The sequence below is a fragment of the Pseudomonas sp. ZT5P21 genome, from assembly GCF_054897785.1.
On sequence record NZ_CM142705.1, the window covers coordinates 2,897,545 to 2,912,927 of the forward strand.

General features: G+C 54.0%; 14 protein-coding genes and 4 pseudogenes. 9 read left to right on the forward strand and 9 right to left on the reverse strand.

From position 1 onward, the window contains the following. Positions 1 to 637: 637 nt before the first annotated feature. Together ACYZT9_RS13510 and ACYZT9_RS13515 are read left to right on the forward strand one after the other, a co-directional pair. Positions 638 to 757 (forward strand): annotated as a pseudogene (locus ACYZT9_RS13510) (IS66 family transposase); the annotation flags it as partial. A 314-nt stretch (positions 758 to 1,071) separates the two neighbouring features. After that, entirely contained in the window at positions 1,072 to 2,064 is a 993-nt protein-coding gene (locus ACYZT9_RS13515) for a TerC family protein (RefSeq protein ID WP_462005967.1), read from the forward strand. 492 nt (positions 2,065 to 2,556) lie between these two features. Here ACYZT9_RS13515 and ACYZT9_RS13520 read toward each other — a convergent pair whose 3' ends face one another. The 8 genes and pseudogenes from ACYZT9_RS13520 to ACYZT9_RS13555 form a co-directional block, all read right to left on the reverse strand. Then, a complete protein-coding gene (locus tag ACYZT9_RS13520; protein ID WP_462005968.1) occupies positions 2,557 to 2,697 on the reverse strand; it encodes a DUF2256 domain-containing protein in 141 nt (46 codons plus the stop codon). Next, a pseudogene (locus ACYZT9_RS13525) lies at positions 2,694 to 4,231 on the reverse strand (cryptochrome/photolyase family protein). Before ACYZT9_RS13525 ends, ACYZT9_RS13520 begins: the two are co-directional and overlap by 4 nt. A gap of 25 nt (positions 4,232 to 4,256) precedes the next feature. Continuing rightward, the gene (locus ACYZT9_RS13530; protein WP_462005969.1) at positions 4,257 to 4,562 is read right to left on the reverse strand and encodes a DUF6482 family protein; all 306 of its coding nucleotides are present in this window, start codon (positions 4,560 to 4,562) and stop codon (positions 4,257 to 4,259) included. A gap of 14 nt (positions 4,563 to 4,576) precedes the next feature. Next, positions 4,577 to 5,287: an SDR family oxidoreductase gene (locus ACYZT9_RS13535; protein ID WP_462005970.1), complete on the reverse strand. Its 711-nt coding sequence runs from the start codon at positions 5,285 to 5,287 to the stop codon at positions 4,577 to 4,579. Positions 5,288 to 5,330: 43 nt separating this feature from the next. Beyond that, positions 5,331 to 5,888 (reverse strand): GTP cyclohydrolase I FolE, encoded by a 558-nt coding sequence (gene folE, locus ACYZT9_RS13540; RefSeq protein ID WP_462010221.1) that lies wholly within the window; start codon positions 5,886 to 5,888, stop codon positions 5,331 to 5,333. A gap of 81 nt (positions 5,889 to 5,969) precedes the next feature. After that, a complete protein-coding gene (locus ACYZT9_RS13545) occupies positions 5,970 to 6,416 on the reverse strand; it encodes a thiol-disulfide oxidoreductase DCC family protein (RefSeq protein WP_462005971.1) in 447 nt (148 codons plus the stop codon). A 76-nt stretch (positions 6,417 to 6,492) separates the two neighbouring features. Then, positions 6,493 to 7,154: pseudogene (locus ACYZT9_RS13550) on the reverse strand (IS66 family transposase); the annotation flags it as partial. Between the two features lie 230 nt (positions 7,155 to 7,384). Next, positions 7,385 to 8,155: an alpha/beta fold hydrolase gene (locus tag ACYZT9_RS13555; protein WP_462005972.1), complete on the reverse strand. Its 771-nt coding sequence runs from the start codon at positions 8,153 to 8,155 to the stop codon at positions 7,385 to 7,387. Between the two features lie 155 nt (positions 8,156 to 8,310). Between ACYZT9_RS13555 and ACYZT9_RS13560 the strand changes: the two genes are divergently transcribed. The 7 genes and pseudogenes from ACYZT9_RS13560 to ACYZT9_RS13590 all read left to right on the forward strand — a co-directional run bounded on the left by ACYZT9_RS13560 (position 8,311) and on the right by ACYZT9_RS13590 (position 14,293). Further along, positions 8,311 to 8,766: a MarR family winged helix-turn-helix transcriptional regulator gene (locus tag ACYZT9_RS13560; RefSeq protein ID WP_462005973.1), complete on the forward strand. Its 456-nt coding sequence runs from the start codon at positions 8,311 to 8,313 to the stop codon at positions 8,764 to 8,766. A 179-nt stretch (positions 8,767 to 8,945) separates the two neighbouring features. Then, positions 8,946 to 9,254, forward strand: coding sequence for a transposase (locus ACYZT9_RS13565; RefSeq protein ID WP_462005974.1), 309 nt, complete (start codon positions 8,946 to 8,948; stop codon positions 9,252 to 9,254). 38 nt (positions 9,255 to 9,292) lie between these two features. Further along, positions 9,293 to 9,973, forward strand: coding sequence for an IS3 family transposase (locus ACYZT9_RS13570; protein WP_462010222.1), 681 nt, complete (start codon positions 9,293 to 9,295; stop codon positions 9,971 to 9,973). 245 nt (positions 9,974 to 10,218) lie between these two features. After that, positions 10,219 to 10,689, forward strand: coding sequence for a chemotaxis protein (locus tag ACYZT9_RS13575; protein WP_462005975.1), 471 nt, complete (start codon positions 10,219 to 10,221; stop codon positions 10,687 to 10,689). 406 nt (positions 10,690 to 11,095) lie between these two features. Beyond that, entirely contained in the window at positions 11,096 to 11,332 is a 237-nt protein-coding gene (locus ACYZT9_RS13580) for a hypothetical protein (protein WP_462005976.1), read from the forward strand. Positions 11,333 to 11,375: 43 nt separating this feature from the next. Continuing rightward, on the forward strand, positions 11,376 to 12,737 hold the full coding sequence (gorA, locus tag ACYZT9_RS13585; protein ID WP_462005977.1) for a glutathione-disulfide reductase: 1,362 nt from the start codon (positions 11,376 to 11,378) through the stop codon (positions 12,735 to 12,737). Between the two features lie 57 nt (positions 12,738 to 12,794). Continuing rightward, positions 12,795 to 14,293 (forward strand): annotated as a pseudogene (locus tag ACYZT9_RS13590) (aldehyde dehydrogenase family protein). A gap of 43 nt (positions 14,294 to 14,336) precedes the next feature. Here ACYZT9_RS13590 and ACYZT9_RS13595 read toward each other — a convergent pair. Beyond that, a complete protein-coding gene (locus ACYZT9_RS13595) occupies positions 14,337 to 15,269 on the reverse strand; it encodes an alpha/beta fold hydrolase (protein ID WP_462005978.1) in 933 nt (310 codons plus the stop codon). Positions 15,270 to 15,383 lie beyond the last annotated feature (114 nt).

Sequence of the window (15,383 nt, forward strand, 5' to 3'; positions counted from 1 at the left end):
TGTGAATTACCAAAAAAAGAGGCCCGCACCTGCGAACCTTCAGGCCGGAGCACCCAGAACGATGCCTGCTTTTCAAGATCAACCCAAATAAGCTCGCCCTACCCGCCCTAAATACCGCCATCTTGGAGTTCACGCTTCGGGTAGTCCATGAGGTGGCGGCAACGCATCGTGAAAGAACGCAATCGGCCGATTCTGTTGAAAAAGTCGGCCATGGTTTGCGCATCAGAAAAGTACGCGTCCGAGATTGAAATCTTTACTTTTGGCAGAGGCTTCCGGACTCGGATTTCACGTGGCAGCGTGCAAAAAAGGCGTTTTCACCAGTCGATGATCAGGCAGTTTGGGCAGGCCGACTTTTTCAACAGAATCGGCCAAATGCAGCCAGTGAGATACCTCTAAGTAACCGAGGGTGACTCACGTGGCCGGTTAAGGGTTAAGGGTTCACCGGGTTGCCATAGCAAACCTCCATATAGTCACATTCAGTCTAGCTAGGGGAAAGACGTTTGACCCTAGCTGTGCTGAAAGTAGCGCCGGCGCGTGAATGATGTGTGGTCCAGTAGGGGCGATCCCTGCGCTGGCTTCGAGCGAAGCACCATTTCAAAGTGTCCCCAGATGGCAGCCCTGATCACCATCCGCTTAGAGCCTGAAACGTTGGCCAGCGCTGTCGCACTACCTCGACGACAGGTCTATACCGGTTGATAATAATTGGGCCGAGAACCAGATGCGGCCATGGGCTCTTGGACGTAAGAATCGGCTCTTCATCGTACAACTCTCTGAGGTTGTAGCTCAGGTCAACCGCCAGTGATAGCTGATCCTCGTCTAGCTCGTCTAGCTCATTTGTATCGAACGGCCACAAGAGTAGGCCAGCATGAAACGCTGTTATGGATTTTCTACCTCGACATTCCGACCTCAGCAGCGGCCTCCCACATTGAAATAACTTGCAACTCTTACGTGATTGAGAAAACCCACGTGTCTCTCTAAATTTTTTCCCACAACGCCGGGCCCCTCTGACAGCGAATCGCTGCCATGTCGGAGTTGTAGTTTGTACAACTTCGACACTTAGAGGAGGGGCTCATGACTGCCCTAGAACCGTTCTTTTTTGCCGAGTTTCTCGGCACCGCCACTTGGTTGTGGCTAGTTTTTATCGGCATCGTTATCGGCCTGTTGATTTTCGACCTCGGGGTGCTACACCGTGAGCATCGAGAAATCGGGGTTCGTGAAAGCCTGCTGCTGTCTGCTGGCTATATCACGGCTGGCTTGCTGTTTGGCCTCTGGGTCTGGCTGGTCAAGGGCGGTGAGGCCGGGATGGATTTTTACACCGGCTTTCTAATCGAGAAATCGTTGTCGATGGACAACGTCTTCCTGATGGCGATGATCTTCAGCTTTCTCTCAATTCCGCGTAAGTATCAGCACGAGGTCCTGTTCTGGGGCATTCTCGGTGTGATAGTGCTGCGCGCTATCATGATTGGCCTAGGTGCGGCGTTGGTCGCCGAGTTCAGTTGGATTCTCTATGTGTTCGGCATCTTTCTGCTGTTGACCGGGGCAAAGATGCTCTTCAGCAAGATCGATGCCCACCCGAACCTTAGTGAAAACCTACTGGTGAATTTCCTGCGCAAACACATGCGGGTGACCGATCGCTTGCATGACGGGCGTTTCTTCGTCCGCCAGGCGGATGCCAGTGGTAAGTCCGCGGTCTGGGCGACGCCGTTGTTCCTGGCCCTGGTGCTGATCGAGTGTGCCGACTTGGTGTTTGCTGTAGACAGTGTGCCGGCGATCTTCGCCATCACCCAGGACCCCTTCATCGTCTACACCTCAAACATCTTCGCCATCCTTGGCCTGCGTGCATTGTATTTCGCTCTGGCGGCGATGATTCACCGCTTCGCTTATCTCAAGTATGCCCTGGCGCTGGTGTTAGTGTTTATCGGCGGCAAGATATTCATGGTCGGCATCATCGGCAAGATTCCGGCGGCCATTTCCCTGAGCGTGACCCTGGCTTTGCTGCTAGGCGGTGTGCTGCTATCGCTTTGGAAAACCCGCGATCAGGCCTCTGCTGACCCGCACGTTTAGATCCAAACAGGTGGCGGCCGTCACACGAAAACAGTAAACCCGGCGCGAGGGTCGGGGTCGGAGAATTCGTGCCAGTTACGCGTGCACCGGATATCGCCTAGGCTCTTCTCCCTTTACGGGGAGACTTCCCGTTATCAGGGAGAGCTGCCTTCCATGAAGGGCAGCTTTGAATTGATTCTGTTGAAAAAGTTGGCCATGGTTTCCGCAGCTGAAAAGTAAGCGTCCGAGATTGAGATTTTTATTTTCGGCAAAGGTTTCCTGGCTCAGGTTTCGCGTAGCGGCGCGCAAAAAAGGCTTTTCCGCGGTCTGTATGCAGGCAGTCTGGAAGGACCGACTTTTTCAACAGAATTGGTCGTTTGCTGCCCCATCATGTCCGTGGATCATGCTAGTCAAATCTGATGCAAATGATTGGTCAGGTCGAATACAAGAGCGGTCGCGGTAGGGACGGCAGTTAAGCGTGTGGCACTTAGTACTTATATCTGGAATTAATACTCAGTTTTGAACGCGTCTGTGCCGCCGGCAACGCTCCGAGCAGTAGCGCACCTCAGCCCAGCAGCGTGCCCACTTCTTGCGCCAGGCGAAGGGCAATCCGCAGACCGCACAGGTTTTGACCGGGAGTTCACTCTTCCTCAAAACGACTCCCCTACGTCCAGTTTGGCGAGCAGTTTCTGGCCACGATCCCATAGCGCTTGCTGCTTTGATTCAGTCATGCGATCAAGGTTTTTGTAGACCATGCCCATGCGCTGATTGCCGCGCAAAAGGTCGCCGTGACGCATTAGAAAATGCCAGTAAAGCGAATTGAAAGGGCATGCGTTGTCCGTAGTGCTTTCACTGACTTTGTACGCGCAATTGCGACAGTAGTCGGACATGCGCTTTATACATTGGCCACTAGCGCAGTAAGGCTTGGAGCCCAAGTAACCGCCATCGGCGTGCATGACCATGCCCAAGGTATTGGGCAGCTCAACCCAATCGAACGCGTCCATGTAGATCGCCAGATACCATTGGCAAATTTGGTTTGGCGCGATGCCGGTCAGCAACGCAAAGTTGCCGGTCACCATCAGCCGCTGGATATGGTGGGCATAGGCATGTTTCAAACTTTAGCCGATCGCCTGAACCATGCAGTTAATTTTGGTGTCGCCCGTCCAATAGAACTCCGGAAGCGGCCGGCTGTTGCCAAACAGATTGCCGCCGGCGTAGTCGGGCATTTTCACCCAGTAGACGCCCCTCACATATTCACGCCAGCCGATGAGTTGACGGATAAAGCCTTCGGCGGCGTTTAGTGGAATCCGGTGCGCCCAGTACGCCTCCTCGACGTCGCTGCACACCTGACGCAGATCCAGCAGGCCAATATTCAGCGCGGCGCTGATTCGCGCATGAAACAGGAAGGGCTCGTCACTGGCCATCGCATCTTGATAGTCGCCGAAGGCCGCCAAACCCCAATCGAGGAAGTAGTCCCACAAGGCTTGGGCATCGGCGTGGGTCACCGGATAATCGCGGTGTCGAGGGACCCATAGTGGCCGGAGAAGTTTTTTTCCACCAGCGCCAGCACATCCTGGGTTATCGCATCGGCCGAAAAGCGCATGGGCGAGGGGGCTCTTAAGCCTTTGGGAAGTGCCTTTCGGTTTTCAGCATCAAAGTTCCAGGCACCGCCGACCGGGCTACTGTCACCATTGAGCAACAAGCCACTCTTGCGTCGCATCTCTCGGTAGAAGAACTCCATACGCAGCTGCTTTTTGCCTTCGGCCCAGGACGCAAATTCTAGTCGGGTGCAGAGAAAACGAGTATCGGTATGCCACTGGATTGCCAAGCCACAATCTTTGAGCGACTGCTCCAGGCGCCAGTCACCACATTCTGTAAGGTGCAACTCATCCGGTGCTAGCAATGCGTGCCAGCGCCTCAACTCACCCGACACTGAACCGCTGTTCTGCGGATAATCGAGAGTCACGTACTGCACGCGAATGCCACGCTGCTGCAACGCCTCGGCAAAGTGGCGCATGGCGCTGAAGATGAGTGTGATTTTTTGTGGGTGATGGGGCACATGGCTGGCTTCCTCCATCACCTCGAACAGCAACACCGTATCGTGCTCGGCGTCCAGGCCCTGCAAAGAGGCGAGGTCAAACGATAACTGGTCGCCCAGAACCAGACGAAGGCGGTGGATGTTTTTCATGCGCGATGGTCCAGATGCATACGACTCACAATGGAGCCGTAAGTGAAAAAGGAATGCGCAACGAATCTATGGGGCCTTCACGTACGCCGCACATTTCATCGTGCACGCACTGCTGCACCAGCACACAGGGAAAGGGTGGAACCAGTTGCAGTAATTCACGCAGGTGACTGACGGAACGAAGGTGTAGTGGTTTCACGGCATCGTTGAGCAGCGTGAACTGACCGTGATCCTGCGTGACGCGCGCGACATAAAAGCCACCCTCCAGCGACAGCAACTCCAGCTCACGGATTTCGCCCTTCAAAGCTAACTCGATCAACGCTTGCAGATTCAAGGTGTACTCCTTGCCTACCAGGGTAGGCGTTCTCCGGTGTAAGCAAAGAAATGGCCGCTGTCGGCTGGCGCCAAGCGGTCAATCAGTGACAACAATTCTCGGGCAGCAATGCTTGCAGGCCTGGCAGCAGAGGCACCCCGAAAGGGCTGTGACAGGCTTGAAATAACAGTGCCTGGATGAAGGCTCAGTAAGCGGGTCTTAGGACGGGTGCGTGCCAGTTCGATTGCCGCTGTTTTAATCAGCATGTTCAACGCTGCCTTAGAGGCGCGATAGGCATACCATCCGCCCAGCCGGTTATCGCCAATGCTGCCGACCTTGGCGGAGAGCACCGCCATCGCGCCTTGTGTATCAAGCAAGGGAAGAAAGTGGCGCAACACAAGAGCAGGCCCGAGTGTGTTCACTTGGAAGACAGCCTGAAACGCCTCCACTTCAATCGCGCAATAACTTCTTTCAGGCTTGATTTCGTCACGGTGGAGCAGGCCAGCGGCGTGCACAATCAACTGATAGGGTGCTTCGGCCGCTAAATCGATAGCGGCTCTGGCGATACTTTCAGGCTTTTCTAGATCCAATCCAGGAACACTTTTGCGCCCCAGCTCACGAACGGCTGCACAGCTCGGATCTGCCTTTAGCCATTCACAAAAAGCCGCGCCGAGTGCTCCGCTGGCGCCGATCACCAAGGCTCGGTAGCCATCGCCAAGCGAGTTCATCGTGAAAGAATTGTTCATTAGCCTCTCCCGCAGAAAAGCGCGATTGCCGTTCTGGGCGTTGCTAACGGCGCCCGATCAGTTGCAGAAATTCCTGACGCGTGGTGGATGACTCGCGAAATGCGCCCAACATCACCGAGGAGGTCATCACCGAGTTTTGCTTCTCTATGCCGCGCATCATCATGCACATGTGTTGTGCTTCGATGACCACCGCCACCCCGGCGGAATCGGTGATGTGCTGGATGGCGTCGGCAATCTGCTTTGTCAGGTTTTCCTGAATTTGTAAGCGGCGGGCGAACATTTCGACCACTCGCGCAACCTTCGACAGGCCCATGACACGTCCGGTGGGGATGTACGCCACATGCGCCTTGCCGATGAAGGGCAGCATGTGGTGCTCGCACAATGAATACAGTTCTATGTAGCGAACGATGACCATTTCATCGTTTTTCCACTCGAACAGTGCACCGTTGATCAGCTCTTCCAGATTCATCGTGTAGCCATTGCACAGGTACTGCATGGCTTTGGCTGCGCGTTTTGGCGTGTCCAGCAGTCCTTCTCGCTCAGGGTTCTCGCCGACGCCGACGAGAATTTCACGGTTATGCTCGGATAGAGATGGGTCCACGTTGATGTTCTCAGTGATGCTGCATTTCATGAAAGGGAAATCCCTGGCAGCAGGGGCGTGCAGGTCACCTCAGTTTTGTTTTCACAGCCGGCGGTTCGCGGGCTCTGGTGCTGGCGGCTTCACCGCACAGCGGTAATCGCGACAGCGGCGGCTGCCATCCGGATGGGGCAACCATGCCAAATACGGGCGTAAGTGGCAGAACAGGCGATATCCGACTGTAAGAAGCGGCCGGATCGCAGGCCAGGTCATCGGTGTGGCCCAAAAGCCCAGACCGGCTGCTCGCCAGCTCCATAGCGTGGCGTCCAGGCCCTTCATCCAGCGACCATCGGCGAATCGGGCATGCAGGGATGACTGCATTTGCTCGAACGTGAACCCTAAGGCCGTTGAGTCGAACTCAGCGTCGTTGATGTCAACAAATCGCAGGCGGCTGTCTAGGGTGCGCTGGCTAAGAAATTTGATTTCCCGAGCACAGAGCGGGCAATCGCCGTCAAAGTAAAGCGTGAGTGGCCACTGCTTTTTATTGTACATGTCAGGCAACCGTGTATAGGATTCGTATAAGATAGGCCGAAAAACCTCGACTGACAATGGCCGTCATTTAGGCGCTTAACATCTTCGGCCAGCACGGTATCGCGCAATGCATCCACGAGCGGCTGAAGTTGCACGCCTGCTTGTCCAACCCACTGGGCCAGCGTTGCGTGCAATCGGCAGGCCGGCGCGACCGAAAATCTTCTCCTGCCGATACAGCGGCAAGTGGTCGGCGAATTTCGCCACCATTACGTGAGCCAGCAAGCCTGCGGTCGGAATGCCTTTGTCGATGACCTGCGCAGGAACGGTTGCCTGGATCAGGGGTTCGCACTGACGGCAGGCCCATTTCCCGCGCACATGCTGCTCGACGGTGAAGACGCCGGGCGTGTAGTCCTCGCCGATGCGCTGAATCTGGCAGCCGCAAGCGCACTGAGTGTTTTCTGGCTCGTGGTGGATCACGGTGCTCGGGAACTGCGCAGGCAGCGGCGCACGCTTGGGCTTCTCACGTGGCTCGGCCGGTGCGGCTGGCGGATTGACCGCCTTCAGCTCGGCTTCGATGGCCGCAAGGTCGGTGTCGAGCAGGTCGTCTAGGAGGCTGCCTTGGTTAGGGCTCAGTTGTTCACTTTGCTTGGCAAACTTGTGGCGTTTAAGGATCGCGATCTCATGGGCAAGTTGCTCATTGACCGTTTCGAGGCGGTGAATCTTCTGGCCCATCGAGTCGACCTGGGACAGCAACTGCAAAGACTGTTCGGCCAAGCATGTCGACACATCAGGCGCTAACCTCGCGACATAACAGGCTCAAGCACTTAGGCAAAGAAAAGCCCGCGTGGGGAGCGCGGGCTTAAAGATTTAGAAGGAGCTGAGATTAATGTAATCAGATGCGTGTGAAAAAACTGTGAATCAAGAGCATCTGTCACTTTCCAATAACAGGCCGCTGCCAATCGGTAAACCTCATGGCAGCTATTTCAAGTTTATTTTGCCGCCTTCTCAATCAGGTCAGCCACGACCTTTGGATTGGACACCATAACAACGTGTGAGCCACCCTTGACCACGACAGTTTGCTTGGAGTGCGCACGTTCAGCCATGAACGCCAGGGCCTGAGGTGGGATGTTCTTGTCTTTGTCGCCGTAAACAAACCACGATGGAACGGTTTTCCAAGCCGGCGTGGTGGCTGCTTCATTCAAAGCTGCGACGGTGACAGGGCGCTGACCAGCAGCCATCAGCCGAGCATCAGCTTCGGATACATCGGCAGCAAACTGTTTATGGAATTTATCTTGCTGGATGTAGAGATCTTTCCCACCGTCAGCAAGATCAACTGGTGCAGCTAGCGCAGATGCAAGCGTTCCGCCTGGGAAGCGCCCAGACAATTCCGCTGCCGTTTCGCCAGCATCTGGCGCAAACGCTGCGACAAATACCAAGCTCTTCACGTTTGAGTTGCCATAAGCAGCTTCAGAAATCACAGGTCCACCATACGAGTGACCGACCAGGACAACAGGCGTCTTGATGCTTTTGACGATGCTTGCAACGGACTGAGCGTCACTTGTAACACCACGCAGTGGATTCGCCGCTGCGATGACGGGGTAGCCGTCTTTTTCCAGAACTTTCACAACACCATTCCAGCTCGACGAATCAGCGAAAGCGCCGTGCACAAGGATCACGGTTGGCTTTACGTCAGCAGCGTGTGCAAGGCTTGCGGCAGTTATGGCAGTTGCGAGAGCCAAACCCGAGAGGATCTTTTTCATTTGAATGTCTACCAGTGAGGGGGATTGTGTAATATTTTGTGCGCTAACCAATCGCGCAGGTAGCAATCGTGCGGCAGATAAAATTTTTTGTCAACAGCTTGCGATTGAATCGCGCACGTAATAATTTGCTTTCCTGCGTAACAAGGGAGAAGCAGGTGACCAAATTAAAAATTCCGGAAGACGATTTCGCGCCTCTGAATGAGTTTTTATGCTTTACGATCTACTCAACGGGACATGCGCTTACGCAGTTCTACCGTCCGATATTGGAGGCAATAGGCCTAACGTATCCGCAGTATTTGCTTATGGTGGCGCTTTGGGCGAAGGATGATCAGATCATCAAGGATCTGGGTAGCAGGCTATTTCTGGAGTCGAGCACACTAACGCCATTAGTTAAGCGTATGGAAAGCGCGGGACTTATAAGCCGCTGCCGGGATCCGAAAGATGAGCGTCAGGTGCGGGTCAAATTGACAGACAAGGGCAAAGCATTGAAGTCGGATGCACTCAAGGTTCCAGGCTGCATTCAGTCGGCAGTAGGGATGACCGCAGAAAATGTCATGGAGATTCAGGCTGCGGTTGCTGGTATCCGTGACCGGTTAATTGAGGGGAGATAACCTCATCTTGTTGGCGCTGATTGAAAATTGACCCACCAGGCATGCGGCAGGGTGTTTATGGTGCAGATCAAAACGGTTAATCGTCCTCGATACTAGATACACTCGTTAGCCAGCTGAACTGGCCTAATGATCCCGGACACCTCTTAAGGGCGATATGACTCGCCCAATCAGGAGGTTCCATGCAAGAACGAAAGACCTACACCCGCGAGTTCAAGCAACGTGCTGCAAGCATGGTTCTTGATGATAACTGCTCAGTTCCTGACGTCCGTGCATCGATGGACGTCGGCCCTACGGCTCTGCGCCGCTGGATTGATCAGGTTCGCAAAGAGCGTCAGAAAGGGCAGCCAGTGGCAGGTACCAAGGCAATCAGCGATGAACAGCGAGAGCTTCAACAGCTGCGAGCCAAGGTCAAGCGCCTGGAGACCGAGGCTGAAATTTTAAAAAAGGCTACGGCTCTCTTGATGTCGGATCCCGATCGTTTTTCCTGATCGAGGAGCTGAGAGAGTCGAGCTCATATCCGACCCGCCTGCTTTGTAGTGCGCTTGGCGTTTCCCGCAGCGCGTTTTATGAGTGGCTTAAGCGTCGCTCAGCGCCGAATACCAAGCGTGACGCGCTCAGAGCAAAAGTCGTGCAACTGCATGACGAAAGCCGGGGAAGTGCAGGCGCGCGGATGATCTCTCAGCACTTGAAGGCCCAGCAGATCAAGGTGGGACGGCATCTGGCCGGAAAACTCATGGCGGAGGCAAATCTGGCCAGCAGACAGCGCCGCCGCCATCAGTATCGCTCTAGAGGCGTCGAAGCATTTGTGGCCAAGAACCTGCTCGAGCGTAACTTCGAGCCAACCGCAATCAATCAGGTCTGGTGCGGCGACGTTACCAGCCTGATGGTTGGTAAACGCTGGTATCACTTGGCAGCGGTCATTGATCTGTTCGCCCGCCGAATCGTTGGCTGGGCGTTTTCTCTGATCAATGACGCCACCCTGGTTAGCAGGGCGCTGAGAATGGCGGTGGAGGTTCGAGGCAAACATTCAGGCTTGATGTTTCATTCTGATCAAGGCTGCCAATACACCAGCCAGCTCTTTCAGTCCGCGCTGCTGGAGCATGGGATAACGCAAAGCATGAGCCGCAGAGGGCAGTGCTGGGACAACGCGCCAACAGAGGGTTTCTTCGGGACGCTCAAATCAGAGTGGGTGCCCACCAAGGGCTAAACGACAGTTGAAGAAGCCAGGCAGGATATGACCAACTTCTTTATGCGGTACAACCGAATCAGGCTCCACAGCTACAACAACTATCTGTCGCCAATAGCCACGGAGCAAAAAACGGCATAAACACCGTAATCGGTGTCCGGGATTACTTGACCAGTTCAAGCTCACTCCCAAAGGCTTTTTCTCACTACTGCCTTAAAGTACTTTTCGCCAGCGTCGATACAGCAAAGACAAAAAGGGAGAATCTCATGCAAATCAATGCCGCCGCCCACGCTTCGATTAAAATCGTAGAACCCTTAAATGCTGCGAAATCAGTGCCGAGTGAGGCGTCAGGCGACTCCGACGTACCGGCAGTTACCGAAGGTGTGAAGGTGACTTTGTCCCCGGAGGGGACTGCGAAAGCGTTAAGTGAGACCGAAAAAAATGCGGATATCGACGCTAGCAATCTACCGGATGGCGTGAAAAAAATTCTCAAAGCGATAAGAGACATCCAAGAGAAAATTCAAAAGAAAATGGAAGAATTGGATGCCATCAAGAACAATCACTCTCTGAGCGAAAAAGAGCGTGAGGGGAAGGTACAGGGCATCCTCGGGGAGTTAGGTATTCTCACTAGCCAGCTCTCTACTACCACGAATGATCTGCACCGCACAGAAAACGAGATGAAGCTCTCGTCTTCGATGAAAAAGCTTTCGAACTCCCTTTCAGCTCCTAGAGATTGACATACACCGCCGCCCATGGAGCCTCCACTAACGTCACTGGAAAGCGGTGGGGATGCAACCTTCTTTCAAGAGACCATCGTCAGTAAGAATGGCGTATCACTCACCGCTTTCGGCCACGCTTACACGGTAACGCTCCTCCGCGAGTTCTGACCAGCCAAGCCGGTCGGCACGCCTCAGGCTTGTCGGCACTAGATTCGGAAGAGACCTCCGGCTTCGTATTGCTCTAAATCCTTCCCGGATAGATTGATTGCCTGTTCAGAAGGCTCTACCAAACATTGTTTCATCCTGCACAATTAAGCCATGACATCTCTGCCCATTCTCTAAACCCCGTTTGTTGGTGAAACTGTTCCCAGAAGCGATCAACCATTGGAGTTGTCGCAGCGTTCTCCATTAATGGGAGATTCCAATGTTCGGCACTACTCAATCCTGCCCTGGCGGCTCCTATCCGGATACTTCAATCGTGCTTCATCGTGAGCACGAAGCGGGCTTTCTGCTTCCCCAATTTATGGGAGCCTTGGCAAGTGAGACCAGCGGATTAGGCATGACTGATATGTGCCAACCGCAATCAGGTGAAGGTTTTTTTTCGAGGCTTTGTGCCTCTCTGATGCATTCGCTGAAGCTCCGGTCGTTATTCCTCAAATGAAATTGGACAGCCGGGTGCTGTGCATTCCCTACAGAGAACTGAAATGAGCTACGACTTCGATCTATTTGTTATTGGTGCCGGCTCGGGTGGAGTTCGTGCTGCACGGTTTGCAGCAGGTTTTGGTGCAAAAGTAGCGGTTGCCGAAAGTCGATACTTAGGCGGCACGTGTGTAAATGTCGGCTGCGTTCCAAAAAAGTTGTTGGTTTACGGTGCCCATTTTGCTGACGACTTCGAACAGGCCGAAAGCTTCGGCTGGACAGCGGGCAAGGCGAATTTCGACTGGCCATCACTTATTGCGAACAAGAACCGTGAGATTGATCGTCTCAACGGCATCTACCGTAAGCTTTTGATCAACAGCGGCGTCACGTTGCTCGAAGGCCATGCCCGATTAGCTGATGCGAACCATGTCGATATAAACGGCCAGCGTTTCAGCGCTGAACGGATTTTGATTGCGACTGGCGGATGGCCGCAGATCCCGGAGATTCCGGGACATGAGTATGCGATCACTTCGAATGAAGCGTTCTTCCTGGAAGAGTTGCCTAAGCGAATCCTGGTGGTCGGAGGTGGTTACATTGCCGTGGAATTCGCTGGCATTTTCAACGGGCTAGGAGCCGATACTCGACTGATGTATCGAGGCGATCTGTTTTTGCGAGGGTTCGATCAGTCAGTACGTACTCATTTGGCAGAAGAGTTGACTAAGCGCGGTCTGCGATTAAATTTCAACACTGACATTGTCCAAATTGATAAGCAGGCAGATGGAAGTTTGCTCGCGACGCTTAAGGATGGAACGCAACTGGAAACTGACAGCATCTTCTACGCCACTGGTCGTAGGCCAATGCTCGATAACCTGGGGTTGGAAAATACGCGTGTCGAACTCAACGAGGCTGGCTACATTGACGTGAATGAGCACTTCGAAACTCGCGAGCCTTCCATTTTGGCTCTGGGTGATGTGATTGGCGGTGTCCAGTTAACACCAGTTGCGACAGCAGAAGGCATGGCAGTTGCCCGGCGGTTGTTCAAACCTGAGCAGTATCGTCCGGTCGACTATCGCCACATTCCAACTGCTGTGTTCAGCCAGCCAAATATTGGTACGGTAGGACTCACCGAGCAACAAGCGGTTGAGCAAGGCCACAAAGTGGTGGTGTTCGAGAGCCGGTTCCGACCCATGAAATTGACTCTTACCGAGTCGTCAGAACAGACGCTGATGAAGCTGGTAGTGGACGCAGAATCTGATCGAGTGTTGGGATGTCACATGGTCGGTCCGGACGCGGGGGACATCATCCAAGGCTTAGCGATTGCTCTGAAGGCGGGTGCAACCAAACGACTTTTTGATGACACAATTGGCGTTCATCCGACCTCCGCAGAAGAGTTCGTTACCCTCCGTACGGCGGTGAGTAGCAGGTGATGGAGGGCGGCGATTCATAAACATTTTGCGGCCGACTCTTGATGGTAAACCTGCTCCATGTCTCTCGCGCTCGAACAACTAGTCGCTGGTACACAGATCCCTTTTGCTGGTAGTCGTGTCACTGTCGTCAGCCCCGAACTGGCCGCGCGTTTCCAGCCCGGGGACCATTTACTGGTAGAGCAACTCAGTGGCGAGCTATTGCTGATCCCCGTGGCTGATCAGCAAGCAGCCTCCACTGCGATTGAGCGTGCGCACGTGGCATTTATTGCGATGGCAAGTGCGTCGGATCAAGCGATAACGACGTTCTTCGATCTTTTCGCGCTACGCCTTGAAGAACCCGAATGCTGGTCATTGATCGAAGCAGCGAACCTTGGTGACATCGATCGAGCAAAAGTGCGCGGCCGCTCCACTACACGCTTGCTTGCGGACGAGCGCATGCGCCTGGATATGATTGCGGGGCTGCGAGCCTGGCGCGATGCACCTGCGTCTCGCGGAAAGGTGATCAGTTGCGTGGAGCATGATGGCAGTAAGGTGGAACAAGTGTTATCCCGCTCGGGATCGTCGCGTTCGTTTTCGAAGGCCGCCCTAATGTCTTGGCTGATGCCGCAGGCGTGCTGCGCACTGGCAACACAGCAGTGCTGCACATCGGTAGCGATGCGTTAGGTACCGCAAGAGCAATTGTTACTCATGCACTGAACCCAGCATTAAACGATTCGGGCTTACCCGCCGGCGCAGTGTCGCTGGTTGATAGCATCAATCACGCTGCCGGTTGGGCGATGTTCGCCGACCGGCGTTTGTCACTTGCCGTAGCCCGAGGTTCGGGTCATGCAGTCAATCAGTTTGGCCGCATTGCCCAACAAGCGGGCACAGCCGTTAGCCTGCATGGTACCGATGGAGCTTGGCTAATTGCCGATCAACATGCTGACGCCAGGCGCTTTGCCGCCGTGGTGCGCAACTCCCTGGACCGCAAGGTTTGCAATACCTTGGATGTCTGTCTGATCAAGTGTGATCGCGCAGCCGAGCTGGTTCCACTGTTTCTCGCCGCTTTGCGGCAGGCTGGTAATGCCCGTGGCCAAAATTGCAAATTGCATATAGTTGAAGGAAGTGAGCTTATGTGCCAATAGACTGGTAAGCCGCTACCGTCGCGGTGCACCGCGCCGAAGGCTACCAAGATGGGGCACAGGTGGAGTCGCTGCCGGTAGATCAGTTGGGCCGGGAGTGGGAGTGGGAGGAGACCCCAGAGGTCAGTCTGAAAATCATCGATGATCTTGACGCATCGGTGGGGCTGTTCAATCAATACAGTCCGCAATTTACAGTGTCTCTGATCAGTGAAGACGATAAAACGCTAGAGCGATTCTTCAATGCAGTCAACGCGCCGTTTGTAGGCAATAGCGTTACTCGCTGGGTCGACGGTCAGTACGCGCTTTAAGCTAGGTCTTTCAAATTGGGAGAAAGGGCGCCTTTTTGCCCGTAGCGCCATCCTCTCTGGAGACGGAGTATTCACCATCCGCAGTCGTATGACACAGAACGATTTAACTGTTAAACGCAAAGGCTGAGCGTAAAAAAAGCGCACCTTGATCTGATCAGGGTGCGCTTTTTTCATTTTTGCTTGATCAGGAATTTTCGAGTGAGATTCGCGACATCTTCCAGCCTGGTGTCCATAACGAAATGTCCGCCGTCGAGGATCGCAATCTCAGCATTGGGCAAGTCACGGTGAAAAGCTTCAGCTCCGGCAACGGTAAAGGCCAGATCATGCTTGCCCCAGACAACCAATGTGGGTAGCTGATGTTCATTCAGCCATTTCTGCCACGTCGGGTAAGCTTCCAAGTTAGTGCGATAGTCGTAGATCAACGCCATTTGAATCGGGCCCTCACCGCGGCGGTTGAGGAATGCCACTTCGTCTTGCCATAAATCAGGGTTGTACGCTGTGACGTCTGGATCACTACCGACATGCCGCTGTCGAGTTACGTCCAGGGATAAATGAGCAGCTTGGAACTTGGCCTCATAGGCATTGCGATCAGCCCAGTAAGCTTTGCGGCTGTCCCACATCTTGCCTAAACCTTCGGAATAGACGTTGCCATTTTGGAACACCATTGAAGTCACGGCTTCGGACCTCGCCATCGCCAATCGCATACCGACTGGAGCGCCGTAGTCTTGCATAAACAAGCTGTATCGTTTGAGCCCGACTTCATCTGTGAAGTGCTCCATAACCTTTGCTAGGTGGTCAAATGTGTAGACGAACTTGTCTGGAGGGGGGGCGTCGCTGTTGCCGAAGCCTGGGTAGTCCGGAGCAATGAGATGGAAACGGTCACCCAATTGCTTCATAAGATCGTCGTACATACGGGACGAGCTGGGCACACCATGAAGGAGTAACACGGCGGGGGCGCTGGGGTCGCCAATTTCTCGATAGGCAATTTTTACCCCATCGACTGTTACTTGGCGATACTGCATTTTTGGCGTTTCCGCTAGGGCGTGTCCGAAGCCCAAAAGCATCGGCAGAACTAGAAAGGAGAGGTATTTAAGTAAGGGCATCACCGCTACTCCAGTAGGTGCAGAGCTAATCTGCGGAGAGATCTGGTCAGCGCGTTGGTGTTGTTTTGCGCTGTGTCTGATACTCGATAAATCACTGGGTAAGCGGAATAACTA